The sequence below is a fragment of the Allobosea psychrotolerans genome, assembly GCF_002917105.1.
Lineage (GTDB): Bacteria > Pseudomonadota > Alphaproteobacteria > Rhizobiales > Beijerinckiaceae > Allobosea > Allobosea psychrotolerans.
Genome location: NZ_PQFZ01000001.1, coordinates 543,979 through 560,320, shown reverse-complemented (window position 1 = coordinate 560,320; position 16,342 = coordinate 543,979). Strand labels below are relative to the sequence as shown.

Sequence of the window (16,342 nt, the reverse complement as noted above, 5' to 3'; positions counted from 1 at the left end):
GAAGCGGAAACGGATTCTCGACACGATGGCAAAGGATATTCTTCGCTACGATCTCATGGTGCAGGAGGCACTCAAGGGCGTCGTGCGCAAGATTCTGACCGAGGCCGGCCGCGATGGCCTGCCCGGCGACCATCATTTCTACGTCACCTTCCGTTCCACCGCGCCTGGCGTGCGGTTGTCGCAGCGCCTGCGCGACAAGCACCCGGAGGAGATGACGATTGTCCTCCAACACCAGTTCTGGGACCTGAACGTCAGTGAGCACGCCTTCGAGGTCGGGCTGTCCTTCTCCGGCGTGCCTGAGCGCCTGCTGGTTCCTTTCGACGCGATCACGACATTCTTCGACCCTTCCGTGCAGTTTGGCCTGAAATTCGAGGCGCAGGACGCCGTCGAAGGTGCAGCTGTCGAGGACGATGCGCCAGGCGCAGGCAAGGCACCGCGCGGTGCCGGCTCCGAGCCGAGCGTCTCCCCGCCCGCCCCCATCGCCCTGCCCGCCAAGGTGACGCCCGCCGGCGTCCCCGCCCTCAAGCTCAAGCCCGCGGAGCGGGATGCCGAACCCGCCAAGACCTCCGGCAAGGCGAGCGCCAAGAAGGCCGAGGCGGATGAGAGTGAAGAGGCCGGCAGCGCACAGGTCGTCAGCCTCGATTCCTTCCGCAAGAAGACCTGACGTACAAGAAGATCTGACCCACCCGAAAACCTGACGGCGACCCATGTCCGAGACACGCACCGAAACCGATTCCTTCGGGCCGATCGCCGTGCCTGCCGATCGTTACTGGGGCGCTCAGACGCAGCGCTCGCTTGAGAATTTCCGCATCGGCGGCGAGCGTGAACGCATGCCCCTGCCGCTCATCCACGCACTTGTGCTGGTCAAGAAGGCCGCCGCCCATGTCAATGCGCGCCTCGGCCTGGTCGAGCAGCGTGTCGCGGGTGCGATCGGCCAGGCGGCCGACGAGGCGCTCGGTGGCAAGTTCGACGGGCATTTCCCGCTGGTCGTATGGCAGACGGGCTCGGGCACGCAGACCAATATGAACGTCAACGAGGTGCTGGCGAACCGCGCCAACGAGTTGCTCGGCGTTGGTCTCGGCGCCAAGAGCCCGGTCCACCCCAATGACCACGTCAATCGCGGCCAATCCTCCAACGACTGCTTCCCGACCGCGATGCATATCGCTGCCGTGCTCGAACTCTCCCGACTGCTGCTGCCGGCGCTGCGCAACCTCGAAAAGGCGCTGCAGGCCAAGGCCGAGGCCTTCAAGGATCTGATCAAGATCGGCCGCACCCATCTCCAGGATGCGACGCCGGTCACGCTCGGCCAGGAATTCTCTGGCTACGCCGCGCAGATACATCTCGGCATCGGCCGCATCGAGGCCTCGCTCGGTGGCCTCTACGCGCTGGCGCAGGGCGGTACGGCTGTCGGCACCGGCCTCAACACCCATCACGATTTCGCCGTGCTCTTCGCCAAGGAAGTCACCGCCTTGACCGGCCTGCCCTTCCGCACCGCCGACAACAAGTTCGAGGCCCTGGCGAGCCATGGCGCGCTGGCCGCAGCACATGGCGCGCTCGCGGCGCTGGCGTCGGACCTGTTCAAGATCGGCAACGACATCCGCCTGATGGGCTCCGGCCCACGCTCGGGGCTTGGCGAGATCAGCCTGCCGGAGAACGAGCCCGGCTCCTCGATCATGCCCGGCAAGGTCAACCCGACCCAGGCCGAGGCGCTGACCATGGTGGCGACGCAAGTCCATGGCAATCAGGCGACGATCGGCTTCGCCGCGAGCCAGGGCCATTTCGAGCTGAACGTGTTCAAGCCGGTGATCGCCAGCGCCTTCCTGCAGTCGGTCCGGCTGCTGGCGGATGCGGCTGCGAGCTTCCAGGCCCATTGCGTCGAAGGCATCGTCGCCAATGAGCACCGCCTGACGGAGTTGCTCTCACGCTCGCTGATGCTGGTCACAGCGCTGGCGCCCGCCATCGGCTACGATCAGGCCGCCGGCATCGCCAAGGCGGCCCATCACAATGGCACGACCCTGCGCGAGGAAGCCTTGCGCGCCGGCGTGTCGGGTGAATTATTCGACGCAACGGTCAAACCCGAGCTGATGCTCGGGCCGGCCTGAGCACGGAGCGCGCCATGGCCGAGATCATCAATCTCCGTCGCGCGCGCAAGCAGCGCGCCCGGCAGGACGCCGAGGACCAGGCGCAGCAGAACCGCATCACCTTCGGCCGCAGCAAGGCCGAACGCAGCCTGAGCGATGCCGAGCGCGACAAGGCCACCCGGGAACTCGACGGCCACCGGCTCGACGGCGACGCCCCGAAGCGATGAGCCGCGAGCGCAAGCACTCGCTCTCCATTGCCGGCCACCGTACGAGCGTCTCGCTCGAGGATCCGTTCTGGACCGCCCTGAAGGAGATCGCGGCAGCCGAGGGGCGCACGATGGCAGCCCTGATCGTCGAGATTGATTCCCGGCGCGAGGGCAACAACCTCTCTTCGGCACTGCGGCTGCATGTGCTCGCACATTACCGCCGGCTCGCCGCCGGCGCGTAAGCGCCGCGACAAACAAAAGCGGTGCAATCCCAGCGGCTTGCGGCGCCCTATTGAATCAAAGCGCCAGCGACTTGAATCACTCTGCCAAGAACTTGCTGCAAAGAACTTGAATCAGTTTGGCTGGACGCTGCGCGAAAGCGGACGCGGCACGGATTCGATCGCCATCGGAGGCGGCAGGGGCGGCGGCACCGAGCCGCCCGGCCTTGCCGGCTGAAGATCGGGTTCCGGGAAACTGGCGCGCGGCGCACCGGGCAGCACGAGCGGGCCGGGCTGTTGCGGTTGCGAGGCTCCGCGGGCCGCGGCCGCTCGGGCGCGCTCCTCGGCCTCGGACCGGCCGCGCGCCTCCTGCTCCTGCCGGGCCTGTTCGGCTCGTTTGCTGTCCTCGGCCTTCTTCTCTTCGGCCAGGCGACGCAGCTCCTCCAAGCGCTTTGCCTCCTCCGCCCGCTTCTCCTCGGCGAGCTTGCGCTCCTCCTCAGCCTTGATGAACTCGTTGAGCTTGCGCTCGTTCTCGCGCATCTCGCGCTCCGCTCGAAGCCGCCGCGAATTCGCCGCGCGCTCACGCGCATCGGCCTCGAAGGCTTCGACGCGCTCGATCTCGCGCGCCAGGGCACGGGCTGCGACCGCATTGGACAGCGCCCCGACATCGGTCTCGCGCTGCAACGCCGAGAGCGGCCCGCGCCAGGCGACGCCGATCTGCGGCGCGTCGCTCGGCCAGCCCTTCGGCAAGCCTCCAAGCGGCCGCAGGCCCAAGCGCAGATCGGCGCTCAGGGCGCGCAGGTCGATGAGGCCAGTCGCCTCCGCGCGCAGGCCGCTGCGCTCGAAGCTGAATGGCTGCAGCCGCGCGAGCCCGCCGGCCAGCGTGAAGGGCAAGGTCACATCCCCGAGCGCCCAGGCGCCACTGTCGAGCGCCTCGCCCAGACGGCCCTGCAATCGCGCCGTCTCGCTCTCGGAGGCGTCCTCGCCCGTTGCGGCAATGACGCGCGCATAGGCTGCCGGGTCGAAGCGCGACAGGCTGGCGCCGATCAGCGTCACGGAGCCGGTGCCGCCGAGCCCGGCGATCAACCGCGCCGGGCTTTCGCCGGAGCCGCCGGCCTCGACCTGACCGGACAGCTTGCCGCCGAGCGCACCATGCGTCAGCGCGGCGAGATCGAGCTGCGTCAGCCCGATACGGCCCGAAAGCTGCGCCAGCCCGCCCTCGCGGCGCAACGCGACGCGGCCCGACAGGGTGCCGCCGCCATAGGCCCCGCTCAAATCCTCGATGCTCGCCCCGTCGCGGTCGGCCTGGAGTGTGAAGCGGGCGTCGCGCAACATGACGGCGTCGCTCGCAACGAGCGAGGTGGCCTCGATCGCAAGCTTGAGATCGCCGAGCCCGACGACAGGCCCAAAACGGACGGTCGACCAGGTCGAGCCCGGCGGCGCCGGGCTTGCACCCAGCGCGCCGCCGAGCAGGGCGCGCAGATCCAGGCCCGGCAGCGACAGCCGGCCCGACAACCCGCCATCGCGCGCCAGGACGAGAGCCCCCTTGGCATTGACGCCGCCGAGATTGGCGACGAGATCGTCGAGCGCGACGCCGTCAGCGGTGAAGCCGACGCGACCGCTCGCATCGAACAACCCATCCGGCATCAATCGCGCGGGACCTTCGGGCAGGATCTGGCCGGGACGGTCCGCCTGCAGGCTCAACCGCGCGGCATTGCCACCCTCGCCTTCCAGCACCAGCGAAAGGCCGGGCCCCGCGAGCGAACCCATCAGGCGGCCGGGCTGCTGCTCCAGGGTGAAACGTCCGGGACCACCGAGCTGCGGCGCGGGCAGACCCAGCGCCGCGAAGACCTGGCGCCGGTCGCTCATGTCGAAGCGCAAGCCGGCTTTACGCCATGCGCCGGATGGATCGATCCGGCCATCGAGGGCAAGCGCGCCGGCCTGTGCCATACCCTCGGCTGCGATCCCGGTCTCCCCCCCGGCCGAGCGCGTCAGGCGAAAGCTCGCATCCAGCCGGGAGAGCCCGTCGCCGGCGCGCGCCAGCGCCTGCCGGGCCACGTCCGGCAGCAGCGGGCCGGCGAGTGCGGCCAATGTCTCGAAGCGAGGGGCACGGATGCGGCCCGAGATCTCGCCGCCTTCGGCCAGCAACGCGCCCGAGCCCGTGACCGCGACGCCGCCGAAGCCTTCGATCGCAAGCCGGCTGAGCCGCCAGACCGCGCCGTCGCGGCGCAGATCGAGACTGGCCGAGCCTGCAGGCGCATTGCGGAAGCGGGCATTGCTCAAGGCGAGATCGAGCGCGAGATCGCGCCCGCCGACAAGCCCCGCCAAACTCTCGGCCGGAGGCAGCATGTTGAGGTCGAGACCATTGAGCGCGAGCTTCGCCGCCAGGCGCTCGGCCACGATATCGCCGGAGCCCTCCAGCCTGAGGCCCGACGAGCCCGTCACCAAGAGCCGCTCGAACGCGACCCGCCCGCCATCCCAGGCGCCCACCGCCTCGGCGTCGATCTGGCCCAGCCCCGCAACGAGGTCGGCCAGGGCCGGATCGAGCCCGGCCCGTGCGAGCACGAGCGCGACACGGCGGGAATCCTCGGCCTTGAGGTTGAGGCGGCCGGCAATGCCCTTGGCATCCGCAGCCCCGGTCGCCCCCACCAGGGCGCCTGCAACCCGGACGGAAGCGGCAGCGCCGCTCAGGCCGCCTTCATCGAGCCGCCCGCGCAGCCCGAAAGCCGAGAAATCCTCGCCGCGCCAGATCAACTGGTCGAGATCGAGGCTGATGTCGAACGGGCCAGGCAGCGCGTGGAGCGCGTGCTCGAAACCGGCGCGTTCGGAGAGTGCCTTCGTCAGCGCATCGAGATCGAGCCGGCGCGCCCTGAGCGCCAGCGAGCCTGTTCCGCCCGCCGGAAAAAACTGGCCCTCGCCTTCGAGCCGCGCCGCGCCGCCGCCAATGTCGAGCACCAGGCCGGCGAGGTCGAGCTGCTTGCTGCCGCCGCTGACGCGCCCGGCCAGGCTGAGCGCGCCACCAGGCGCCAGCGTGAAGGCTCCCTCCAGCCCTGCACTGACGCCGTCCTGAACCGCAGGGAGCAGGAAATTGCCGTCGAAGCCGATCTGAATGGCGTCGCCCGTGATCGAGGCCTTGGCGCGCAGGCGGCCATCGGGCTCGATCGCGCCAGTGGTGATGCGCAGCGACGAGCCCGCGACTTCGCCCTCGATCCGCCAGGGTCCGGCGAGGCTGACGGCGGAGACTTCGGCCGCGACGGGCATCAACGTCACCGGCGCCTTGCCGGCATCGCGCCAGATCAGTGCCGAACGCCGGATGCTGAGCTTGTCGAGGCTGGTATGCGCCGGCAGGCCGCCACCCGCGCTTGCCGGGAGGCGGATGGCTCCCGCCTCGTCGACGACGATGGAGAGCGTCGCGCCCTCGGCCTGCGCGTCGGCGAAGCGGAAATCGCCGCGCACCAGGGCCGACAGCGCCAGCTCGACGGTCAACTGCTCGACGGCGACCGAGCTCGCAGCATCGGGGGCACCGCCGACCCGGACATCGCCCAGGGTCAGGCGGGGCGACGGCAACAAGCGCAAGCCGATGCCGCCGGCGACGCGCGTCTCGACGCCGAGCACAGAGCTCAGCCGCGCCTCGATCTGCGGCCGGTAGCCTCGCCAGTCGACGAAGCCCGGTCCGATCAAGGCGGCAAGCAGCGCCAGCACGAGCAGGCCGGCCAGGACTGTCAGAGTCTCACGCAACGGCGGGCTGTGTCCTCGTCGTTTCCGGTCCAGGCATGTCAGGCCTCGCGATCATGCCGTTACGTCGCGGCAAGATCACGACATTTCGTTCCCGGGAAGCAGCCGCGCACGGCCACGACGCCTCATAGCGCGATGATCTTGCCCGGGTTGAGGATGTTCTGCGGGTCGAGCGAGCGCTTCAGTGTCCGCATCACCGCAAGCGCCGGCGCACCATGCTCGGCCTCGAGATATTTGATCTTCTTCTGGCCGACGCCATGCTCGCCGGTGCAGGTGCCGCCCATGGCGAGCGCGCGCTTGACCAGGCGGTCGATGAAGCCCTGGCTGCGGGCGACCTCCTCGGGATCGTTCAGGTCGACGATCGGCTGGGTGTGGAAATTGCCGTCGCCGACATGACCGGCGATCGGCGCGATCAGGCCCATGGCGTCGATGTCGCGCTTGGTCTCCTCGACGCATTCAGCCAGTCGCGAGATCGGCACGCAGACATCAGTGGCAACGGAATCGAAGCCCGGCCGCAACGCCTTGGCAGCCCAATAGGCATCGTGGCGAGCCTGCCAGAGTCTCGAGCGGTCCTCGGCCTTGGTCGCCCAGTCGAACGGTCCGCCGCCATATTCGGCCGCGATCTCGCCGAAACGCTCCGCCTGCTCCTTCACGCCGGCTTCCGAGCCGTGGAACTCGACGAAGAGCATGGTGGTTTCGGGCAGGCCGAGCTTGGAGTGCAGGTTGACGCCGCGGATCATCACATCGTCGAGCAGCTCGATGCGCGCCACCGGCAGGCCGGACTGGATCGTGACGATGGTCGCGTCGCAAGCCGCCTTGACCGAGGGAAACGGGCAGACGCCGGCCGAGATCGCCTCGGGAATGCCGTGCAGCTTCAGCGTGACCTCGGTGATGATGCCGAGCGTGCCTTCCGAACCGACCAGAAGGCGGGTGAGGTCGTAGCCGGCCGAGGTTTTCCGTGCCCGCGTCGAGGTCTTCACGATCGAGCCGTCGGCCATCACGGCAGTCAGCGCCAGGACATTGTCCTTCATCGTGCCGTAGCGCACGGCGTTGGTACCCGAGGCCCGCGTCGCCGCCATGCCGCCGATCGAGGCGTCGGCGCCGGGGTCGATCGGGAAGAACAGGCCCTGATCGCGCAGGTTCTCGTTCAATTCCTTGCGGGTCACGCCGGCCTCGACCACGCAGTCGAGATCCTCGCCATGGACGGCGATGATCCGCTTCATCTGGCTCATATCGATGCAGACGCCGCCAAAAGGCGCGTTGACATGGCCTTCCAGCGAGGTCCCGGTGCCAAACGCGATGACCGGCACGCCATGGGCACCGCAGAGCTTGACGATCTCGGCCACCTCTTCCGTGCTCTGCGGAAACACGACGGCATCGGGCGGCTGGTTCGGGATCCAGGTCAGCGTATGGCCATGCTGCTGGCGCACCGCCAGGCTGGTGACGAGGCGGTTGCCGAAAGAGGCCGCCAGGGCGCGCGTCACGGCCGCGACGGCCTCGGGCGAGGGCGGCAGCGTTGCGGCTGAAGCGGGGGCGTCATGAAGGGCAGCGGCGGGCAAGCTCATTGTCAACATCCGGTTCTAGCGCTTAGACTTGGAACTATTCGGTTTCGCAGATGGTCACGATCTCGACACCAGCATGGCGAAGACTGCTCTCTTGCCTCACCGCCGGGCTGACGGCAAACAGGATTGGTGCATAGTAGACCATGCCGACACGGAATGGGCAGCCGCAATGACGCGGTTGCGGATTGATCATCATCTACATGTCGCGGACGGACCGGCACCGTCGGTGTGGCGTTGAGTAGGGAGGGCGACCGTGAAAGACAATATCCGCGCTCCCGCGCTGTTCTTCGCACCCTTCGTCTCGTCGGCCATGCGGGTCGAGCCGCAATGGATCGACTATAACGGCCATCTCACCATGGCCTATTATCATGTGCTGTTCGACAGGGCTGTCGACGAGGTGTTCTCGCTCGTCGGGCTGAACCAGAACTATCTCGAGACGCGCCACGCCTCCTGCTTCGCGGCCGAATGCCATGTCCTCTACAAGCGCGAACTGACCGAGGGCGACCAGGTCCGCGTCACGGCGCAACTCATCGCCTTCGACGACAAGCGGCTGCACTACTATCTCGAAATGCGCCACGCCCATGAAGGCTGGCTCGCCGCCACCAGCGAGAACCTCTCGCTGCATGTCGACATGACGAGCCGCAAGGTCACGCCCTTCCCGCCCGACATCCTGGCCAATCTCGCGCTGATGAAGGCCTCCCACAGCATGATGCCGCTGCCCGCCACGATCGGCCGGATCATCGGCATGCCCAAGCGCACGGCGATCACGGTCGAGGGCATGACCGGCGAACGCGAGACAGAAACCCGGCATTGAGCCGGAACCATACCGTCAATCCAACCCGAACTAGCTCGGGCGCCGCCGCGCCACCGCCTGCACGGCATAACCGCGATAGAGTGGCGTGGTTTTCGCCACTGCGCGTTCAGCCTGCGCGATCTCACCCAGCACCGTAGCTAGGTCGCCGCGCGGCGTGACATGGAACAGCGCGAGCCAGCGATTGAGCACCGCCCTGAACGGCGTGGCCAGGCCCGCCTGATTGCCGAAATCGACGATGTGCAATTCGCCATGCGGCGTCAGCGAGCGCAACGCCTGCCGCACCACGCCCTGCCAGGGCGGGATCATCGAGAGCGCATAGGAGATCACGATCCGCTCAAAACCCGCCTGCCCGAACAAGGCCTGCGCATCGAATGCCGTGGCATCGGCCTGCGCCAGATGGATCCGGTCGGACAGGCCTGCCCGCGCCACGGCCTGCCGCGCCGTCGCCAGCATCTCGGAGGAGACATCGAGCCCATAACAGGGCCGGCCGGGATAGGCCTGCGCGATCTTGATCAGGTTGCGCCCGGTGCCGCAGCCCACTTCCAGGATGCTGCCGCCCGCGGGCGGCGCCAGCCCGGCGATGAGTTCGTCGCGACCGAGCAGATAGAATTTGCGGCTGGCGTCGTAGATGTGGCGCTGATGCCGATACATCGCGTCCATCAGCCCGGCCGCCTCGCCGTGCGGCAGGTCGAGCCTCACGCGACGCGCTCCGGCAGGACATAGAGGTGGAACGCGCCATAGATCGAGGAGCGGTCCTGCGCCCCGAGCTCGCGGCTGCGCGCCTCCTGATAATGCCATTGGCCGAGGATCGCATCCGGCACGCGGCCGGGCAGCAGGCGCTCGTCGGCCGCCGTGCGGAAGATCACCCGCGCGCCGGGTCTGGCTGTACGCGTGATCTGCGACCAGAGCGCAGTGAGATCGGCGTCGTTCATCCAGTCCTGCGCATCGAGCAGCACATAGGCGTCGCAGCTCTCGGCCGGCTGGCGCTCCAGGAAGGCCGTGATCGCGCTCTGGTGATAGGCGACGCGGTCCGCCCGCGCCTTCACGGCGGCGAAATTCCCGCGCTGCAGATAAGGCGGCAGGGCCGCATCCGGTCCAGGCTCATAGCCGCGCCCGAAGGCCTGGCGGGCGAAATAGTTGGTCTTGAGATCGAAGCCGCAGGCGAGCCGCTCCAGCCGGTGGCGCAGCACGCCGCGAATGCCGTCATCGCCATCGGCGGCCAGCGCCTTGTATTGCGCCGGCGGGATACCAAGCCCGTAGAGCGAGGCCGGCTGGCGCACCAGCCAGCGCACCAGTCGCTTGTCGAAGACCGGCGCTAGATGCCTGTCGAACAGCACACGCTGCTCGTCCATGCTTCGCGCCTTGAGCATGATGCGCGGATCGCAGCCGAGCGTGCGCCCCAGCAGATGGCCCGCCCCGATGAAGCGGCCGAGCAGGCCGTAGCGATAGAAATTGCGCGCGAAGAGATTGATGCGGCGCCGTCCGTTCAGGCCGCGCCCCTCCCAATAGGCGCGCGAAACCGGGTCGAGATGCGGCGCGATCTCGCTGTCGTAGAACGCGACATTGCTGCGCGACTGCGCCTGCCCGAAGAAGCGCAGCACCTCGTCATGGCCCTGCATCCGCGCGAAGGCGGCGAGCTTGAGCTTGCCGAGCGCGATATGAGCGCCGTTGAGATCGATCGCGCTGATCCGGCCAGGGTCGTCGGCGAGATAGGACAGAATGTTGCAGGAGCCCGAAGCGATGGCGACGACATGGTCGCTGGGCTTGAGCTGCAGCGCCGCCATGTCGACGACCGGGTCTTCCCAGATCTGTGGATAGACCAGGCCGGAAAAGGCGAGCGTGAACATGCGTTCCAGCACGCCCGCCTTCGAGAGCGGCTTGTTGCGATGGACCGCCGAGGTCAGCCCCGATGCCGTCTCTCGCCGAACCGCGCGCGCCGTCTGCATCGTCTGAAGCCCCTTGGTCGGCCCATGGTGATGGCGAGCCGACTAGAGGAGTCGCGTGACGGTTGGGTGACGTGCCTCTACTGCGCGGTGACGCCGGCCGCCTTGATCACCGGCGTCCATTTGTCGACCTCGGCGCGGACATGGGCGCCGAGCGCTGCCGAGCTCTGCCCGGCCTCGTCTGGAATCTCGCAGCCGAGCTCGAGCAGCCGGGCGCGCACGCCCGCATCCGCCAGCGCTGCGCGGCCGGCTGCGTTGAGCTTGTCGACGATCTCGCGCGGCGTTTCCTTCGGCGCGAAGATCGCGTTCCAGCCGACCGCCTGGAATTCCGGCAGGCCGGCCTCCGCGCTCGTCGGCACGTCCTTGGCGACCTCCAGCCGTTTCGGCGTCGCCACCACATAGGTCTTGAGATTGGTGAGCTGCGGCACGATCCCGACGGTCTGGTCGCAGACATAGTCGAGCTGTTTTGCGATCAGCGCGTTCATCGCCGGGCCGGAGCCGCGGAACGGCACCTGCTGCACCGGCGCCTTGATCAGATGATGGAAATAGACGCAGGTCAGATGCGAGGTCGAGCCGATGCCGCCATGCCCGTAATTGTACTTGTCCGGATTGGCCTTCAGCAGCGCGACGAACTCCTGCAGCGTATTGGCCGGAAAGTCCTTATGCGCCGCGACCAGCATCGGCGTGCCGGCCGCGTTGATCACCGGAGCAAAGTCGATGCGCGGATCATAAGCAAGATTGGGATAGAGCCCGACCGAGGCCGAATGCGTGCCGAGATTGCCCATCATGATGGTGTAGCCATCGGGAGCGGCTCTCGCGACGCGCAGCGAGCCGGTCGTGCCGCCGGCGCCTGCGACATTCTCGACGATGACCGATTGTCCCAGCGTGCGGCCCATATGCTCGCCGACGATACGGGCGATGATGTCGGTCGGGCCGCCTGCCGCGAAGGGCACGATCAGGGCGATCGAACGCGAGGGATAGGCTTGGCCAAGCGCAGGCGCAGCGGCAAGCGAGAATGCGGCCAAGGCGGCCAGGAGCAGGCGTCGCATGGATGTCCTCCCAGGTGATAGCCGCGTTCGTCGCGGTCTTCAGGTCTGATGCGGTGGTCCAGAGCGTTTTCGAGCGAAGGAGTTACGGCTCGCGCGAAGACAATGCGTTGAAACGAAGAGCTAGGGCGATTGAACGATCAAACCGGATCGGCAACCGCCCTAGAGATGGCGCAGGCCGATGCTCTCGATCAGCGGCAGCAATTCGCCGCGCGCCCTGACGCGGTGCTGGCGGGCCGCCTCGCGAGCCAGCTCGGGCACGCCGTCGCGAATGGCGTCGATCATGGCGCGGTGCTCCTCAGTCGAAATCGGCAGGCGCGGACGCAAGCGCAAAGTCAGCGTGCGGGCGCGATGCGACTGGTCGTTCACGGTCTGGATGATGCGCACGAACCGGCTGTTGCCGCAGCGCTCGACCAGGATGCGGTGGAAGGCCTCGTCGGCTCGCCCCCAATCGGCGAGATCGCCTGCGTCCAGCGCTCGCGCCATGGCGTCGGTCTCGCGCGCCAGATCCTGCGCCATCAGCCGCCGCTCGGCGTCCGGAAGCCCAGCCGCGAGCTCAGCCGCGCTCGCCTCGATCGCGATCAGCACCTCGTAGATCTCGCGGATATCGTCGGGCGCCAGCGCGCAGATCAGGATGCCGCGCTTCGGGACGATGCGGACAAGCCCCTCCTCCTGGAGTCTGAGCGCCGCCTCATGCACCGGCGTGCGGCTGACGCCGAGGCGCAAGGCCAGCTCGCCGGCCGAAGCCTGGTAGCCCGGCGCGAAAACGCTCTCGCGAATGGCTTGTTTCAGCGCGGCATAGGCGCTGTCGACGAGGCTCGGCGCCCGGTCATTCGCCTGATCGATCGTCTTCAAGCCAGCCTGCATTCCGCCCTCCGTTCCCGGTAGCGTAACATCTTCCATGGAAGCTGCAATGCAATGTTGACTCGCAGGTGGCTTGAGCCGCAAAGACACGCAGCTCACATCGGAACTGAGGCGGCATCATGAAGACGTACAGGATCGCGGCGATCCCCGGAGACGGCATCGGCGTCGAGGTCATCGCGGCCGGCATCGAGGTGCTGCAGGCCCTGGCCGCACGCGACGGCTCCTTCGACTTCGCGTTCGACCATTTCGACTGGGGCTCGGATTACTACAAGCGCACCGGGCTGATGATGCCGGAGGATGGCCGCGAGCAGATCAAGGGCCATGACGCGATCTTCTTCGGCGCGGTTGGTGCGCCCGACGTGCCCGACCATGTCACGCTCTGGGGGCTGCGGCTCGCGATCTGCCAACCCTTCGACCAATACGCCAATGTCCGGCCGACCCGCGTGCTGCCCGGCATCACGTCGCCGCTGCGCTCGGTATCCGGCCCCGAACTCGACTGGGTGATCGTTCGCGAAAATTCGGAGGGCGAATATGCCGGCGTCGGCGGGCGCGTGCATAAGGGCTTCCCGGAGGAGGTCGCGACCGATGTTTCGATGATGACGCGCTCGGGCGTCGCCCGCATCATCCGCTATGCCTTCCGCCTCGCCCGGTCGCGGCCACGTAAGCTGCTCACCGTCGTCACCAAATCGAACGCCCAGCGCCACGCCATGGTGATGTGGGACGAGATCGCAGCCGAGGTCGCGGCCGAGTTTCCCGATGTTACCTGGGACAAGATGCTGGTCGACGCCATGACCATGCGGATGGTGATCAAGCCGCAGAGCATCGACACCATCGTCGCGACCAACCTCCACGCCGACATTCTGTCGGATCTCGCCGCCGCGCTCGCCGGCTCTCTCGGCATCGCACCGACCGCCAACCTCAACCCAGAACGCGCCTTCCCCTCGATGTTCGAGCCGATCCATGGTTCGGCTTTCGACATCGCAGGCCAAGGCATCGCCAACCCGATCGGCACCTTCTGGACCGCAACGATGATGCTCGACCATCTCGGCGAACCGGCCGCCTCGGCCAGGCTGATGCGCGCGATCGAACGCGTCACAGCCGATGCGAGCTTCCACACACCGGATCTCGGCGGCAAGGCGACGACGCGGCAGGTCACCGATGCGGTCATCGCCGCGATTGCCGGCGACAATGCCTGACGCCGGGAGCCGCCAGCCAGGAAACGGCGGCGGAGACCGACGACATCGTGACCATGTTTGAGATCGCGCCGGGCTGAATTCCGCGCCATAATCGCCATATTGCTCGTCGAACGAGTAGGGGCGATGGATCGCGCCTCGCGACGAAAGGAAGACGGATATGGGCCTGATGAGCATGTTCGGCGGCGAAACGACGCAAACCGAGACCTTCGAGGTCACGCTGACCGACGCTGAATGGCGGGCGAAGCTCAGCCCCGAGCAATACCGCGTGCTGCGCGGCCATGGCACCGAGCGCGCCGGCTCCTGCGCGCTGAACTACGAGAAGCGCGCTGGAACCTTCACCTGCGCCGGTTGCGGCAACCCGCTGTTCAAGGCCGGCACCAAATTCGAGAGCGGCACCGGCTGGCCGAGCTTCGACCAGCCGCTCGAAGGCGCAGTCGGCACGAGCCAGGACGGCAGCTTCATGATGACGCGCACCGAGGTGCATTGCGCCCGCTGCGGCGGCCATCTCGGCCATGTCTTCCCCGACGGCCCGCCTCCGACGGGCTTGCGCTACTGCATGAACGGCGTGGCGATGGATTTCGTGCCGGCGGAGGGGTGAGTCTATCCGAAAAGGGCGCGGGGAACCCCTCTCCTGCATCGAAGTCGGGTCTACCCGACTTTGACACTTTGAGTGCTGAACTCGGGCAGGCCCGAGTTCAGTGAGAGGGGCAGGGGTGAGGTGTCGGCCCCTGGACCAGCGAAGCTACAACCTCACGGCGTGGCTGCGGTCAGATCACGGCCAAAGCGTCTGACGGCCTGCCCCTCACCCTGCCCTCTCCCTCCAATCTCGGGCTTGCCCGAGATTGGCATGCATAGTGTTCCAAGTCGGAAACATCCGACTTGGATGGGAGAGGGTTCCCCGCGCTACCCGCGCCTTAACTGAGAACCGGCACCGCCCGCCGCGCCAGGCTCGCTGCATCCATGCCCATCGGCAGATCGCCGAAATGCCCTGACCAGCCGCCATCCAGCCGGCTGGCGATGAAGGCGTCCGCGACCTCATGCGCTGCATGGCGCAGCAGCAATGACGCCTGCAGCAACAGCGCCAATCGCTCGACCAGCCGCCGCGCCTGGCCTTCCTGCCGGACGAGATCGGGCAGCGCACTGTCCAGCGCGGCGAGCGCCGCGTCGTAGCGCCGATCGGCGCCCTTGGCGGCACGCAATTCGTCCAGCAGCGCCGGCAGCGCACCTGGCTCCCGCTCCAACGAACGCAGCACGTCGAGGCAGATGACGTTGCCCGAACCCTCCCAGATCGAGTTCAGCGGCGCCTCGCGATAATGCCGCGCCATCGCGTGCTCTTCGATGAAGCCATTGCCGCCATGGCATTCCAGCGCCTCGGCGAGGACGGCCGGCGTGCGCTTCGCAACCCAGTATTTCGCGATCGGCGCGCCGATCCGCGCGAGTAACCGCTCGCTCTCCGAACTCTCCTGCCGGTCCACCGCCGCAAACAGCCGAAAGGCGAGCCAGGCCGCAGCCTCCGCCTCGATGGCGAGGTCGGCGAGGACGTTCTGCATGATCGGCTGGTCGATCAGCGCCCGCTGGAAAGCATGCCGGTGAGCGCAGTGATGCGCCGCCTGCGCCACCGCCTGTCGCATCAGCCCGGCAGAGGCCGCGGCGATGTCGAGCCTGGTGTTGTGGTTCATTGCAAGCCCTGTCCGCAGGCCCCGCCCCGGCTCGCCGAGCATGTGCCCGATCGCGCCGCGAAACTCGATTTCCGCGGAGGCGTTGGAGCGGTTGCCGCATTTCTCCTTGAGCCGCTGGATCGCGATGCCGTTGCGCTCGCCCGATGGCAGCCAGCCCGCCACGACGAAGCAGGAGACGCCCTCCCCCGTGCGCGCCAGCGTCAGGAAGACGTCGGAATGCGGGACGGAGAAGAACCATTTCTGCCCGAACAGCGAATGCGTACCGTCGCCATTGTCCCTGGCGAGCGCCTGCGTCTGGCGCAGATCCGAGCCGCCTTGCGTCTCCGTCATCGCCATGCCGACGGTCGCGCCGGTTTTGGTCGCGGCCGGCCCTTGCCGGCTGTCATAGGCGTTGGAGGTGATGAGCGCACCCCATTCCGCCCAGCGCGCCGCATCCTGCTTCAGGATCGGGATCGCCGAATAGGTCATGCTGATCGGGCAGCAGACGCCGCTTTCCGCGCCGTACCAGAGATATTGCAGCGCTGCGCGCGCGACCTGCGCGCCCGGCCCCGGCCGGTTCCAGCATAGGGCATGCGTCTCCTGGCCGATGGTCAGGCCCATCAACTCGTGCCAAGCGGGATGGAAGGCGATCTGGTCGATGCGGTTGCCGAAGCGATCATGCGTGCGCGCCTCCGGCGTGAAGCGGTTGGCGAGCCGCGCCAGCTCCTGCACCTGGGCTGAGCCGACGCAACGCCCGGTCTCGTGCAGGCGGTCCATGGCCCAACTCGCTCCAAAGGCCGATATCGCCGCCTGCAGCACCGGATCGGCCGCGAAGGCGTCGTAATCGGTCAGTGGCGGGGCCTGGTTCGTGACCTCATAGGTGGAATAGCGGGGGGTGGTGTCCATGGTCATCGGCACGCATCCTGACTAAGGATTCGACGGTGCATTCAACGCCCATCCGTCTTGTCCAGCAATCCGCCGCACGACACCCTATATTGACGCCAGAACGAATCACGATC

Annotated in this window: 14 protein-coding genes; 7 read left to right on the top strand and 7 right to left on the bottom strand. The window is 67.6% G+C overall.

The window, feature by feature from the left end; translation table 11 throughout:
- Positions 1 to 25: 25 nt before the first annotated feature.
- Genes CYD53_RS02705 through CYD53_RS02690 form a run of 4 tightly spaced genes read left to right on the top strand, consistent with a single transcriptional unit; the run spans position 26 to position 2,529 of the window.
- A complete protein-coding gene (locus CYD53_RS02705) occupies positions 26 to 664 on the top strand; it encodes an SspB family protein (RefSeq protein ID WP_103716548.1) in 639 nt (212 codons plus the stop codon).
- A 43-nt stretch (positions 665 to 707) separates the two neighbouring features.
- Positions 708 to 2,102: a class II fumarate hydratase gene (fumC, locus tag CYD53_RS02700; protein ID WP_103716547.1), complete on the top strand. Its 1,395-nt coding sequence runs from the start codon at positions 708 to 710 to the stop codon at positions 2,100 to 2,102.
- 14 nt (positions 2,103 to 2,116) lie between these two features.
- Complete coding sequence (locus tag CYD53_RS02695) at positions 2,117 to 2,308, top strand: DUF4169 family protein (RefSeq protein ID WP_103716546.1); 192 nt, start codon at positions 2,117 to 2,119, stop codon at positions 2,306 to 2,308.
- Entirely contained in the window at positions 2,305 to 2,529 is a 225-nt protein-coding gene (locus tag CYD53_RS02690; protein WP_092166840.1) for a ribbon-helix-helix domain-containing protein, read from the top strand. The genes CYD53_RS02695 and CYD53_RS02690 overlap by 4 nt, the downstream gene beginning before the upstream one ends.
- Before the next feature lie 111 nt (positions 2,530 to 2,640).
- On the opposite strand, the gene CYD53_RS02685 is transcribed toward CYD53_RS02690, so the two are convergent.
- Positions 2,641 to 6,243 carry an AsmA family protein gene (locus tag CYD53_RS02685; RefSeq protein WP_103716545.1) on the bottom strand — a complete coding sequence of 1,201 codons (3,603 nt, stop codon included), beginning with the start codon at positions 6,241 to 6,243 and terminating at the stop codon, positions 2,641 to 2,643.
- Positions 6,244 to 6,365: 122 nt separating this feature from the next.
- Positions 6,366 to 7,805 carry an FAD-binding oxidoreductase gene (locus CYD53_RS02680; RefSeq protein ID WP_103716544.1) on the bottom strand — a complete coding sequence of 480 codons (1,440 nt, stop codon included), beginning with the start codon at positions 7,803 to 7,805 and terminating at the stop codon, positions 6,366 to 6,368.
- Between the two features lie 250 nt (positions 7,806 to 8,055).
- Between CYD53_RS02680 and CYD53_RS02675 the strand changes: the two genes are divergently transcribed.
- A complete protein-coding gene (locus CYD53_RS02675; protein ID WP_425428255.1) occupies positions 8,056 to 8,616 on the top strand; it encodes a thioesterase family protein in 561 nt (186 codons plus the stop codon).
- Positions 8,617 to 8,646: 30 nt separating this feature from the next.
- On the opposite strand, the gene CYD53_RS02670 is transcribed toward CYD53_RS02675, so the two are convergent.
- From CYD53_RS02670 to CYD53_RS02655, 4 genes are all read right to left on the bottom strand, one after another.
- Entirely contained in the window at positions 8,647 to 9,315 is a 669-nt protein-coding gene (locus CYD53_RS02670) for a class I SAM-dependent methyltransferase (protein ID WP_425428254.1), read from the bottom strand.
- Entirely contained in the window at positions 9,312 to 10,562 is a 1,251-nt protein-coding gene (locus tag CYD53_RS02665; protein WP_103716543.1) for a BtaA family protein, read from the bottom strand. Before CYD53_RS02665 ends, CYD53_RS02670 begins: the two co-directional genes overlap by 4 nt.
- 77 nt (positions 10,563 to 10,639) lie before the next feature.
- Positions 10,640 to 11,608, bottom strand: a complete 969-nt coding sequence (locus CYD53_RS02660; RefSeq protein ID WP_103716542.1) for a tripartite tricarboxylate transporter substrate-binding protein — start codon at positions 11,606 to 11,608, stop codon at positions 10,640 to 10,642.
- Positions 11,609 to 11,767: 159 nt separating this feature from the next.
- Positions 11,768 to 12,472 (bottom strand): GntR family transcriptional regulator, encoded by a 705-nt coding sequence (locus CYD53_RS02655; RefSeq protein WP_103716541.1) that lies wholly within the window; start codon positions 12,470 to 12,472, stop codon positions 11,768 to 11,770.
- A gap of 116 nt (positions 12,473 to 12,588) precedes the next feature.
- Here CYD53_RS02655 and CYD53_RS02650 point away from each other — a divergent pair, with 116 nt between their 5' ends.
- Both CYD53_RS02650 and msrB read left to right on the top strand, forming a co-directional pair.
- Entirely contained in the window at positions 12,589 to 13,665 is a 1,077-nt protein-coding gene (locus CYD53_RS02650; protein ID WP_103716540.1) for a tartrate dehydrogenase, read from the top strand.
- A 157-nt stretch (positions 13,666 to 13,822) separates the two neighbouring features.
- The gene (gene msrB / locus CYD53_RS02645) at positions 13,823 to 14,263 is read left to right on the top strand and encodes a peptide-methionine (R)-S-oxide reductase MsrB (protein WP_245928046.1); all 441 of its coding nucleotides are present in this window, start codon (positions 13,823 to 13,825) and stop codon (positions 14,261 to 14,263) included.
- A gap of 316 nt (positions 14,264 to 14,579) precedes the next feature.
- Here msrB and CYD53_RS02640 read toward each other — a convergent pair whose 3' ends face one another.
- Positions 14,580 to 16,235: an acyl-CoA dehydrogenase family protein gene (locus CYD53_RS02640; RefSeq protein WP_210202274.1), complete on the bottom strand. Its 1,656-nt coding sequence runs from the start codon at positions 16,233 to 16,235 to the stop codon at positions 14,580 to 14,582.
- Between the last annotated feature and the right edge of the window lie 107 nt (positions 16,236 to 16,342).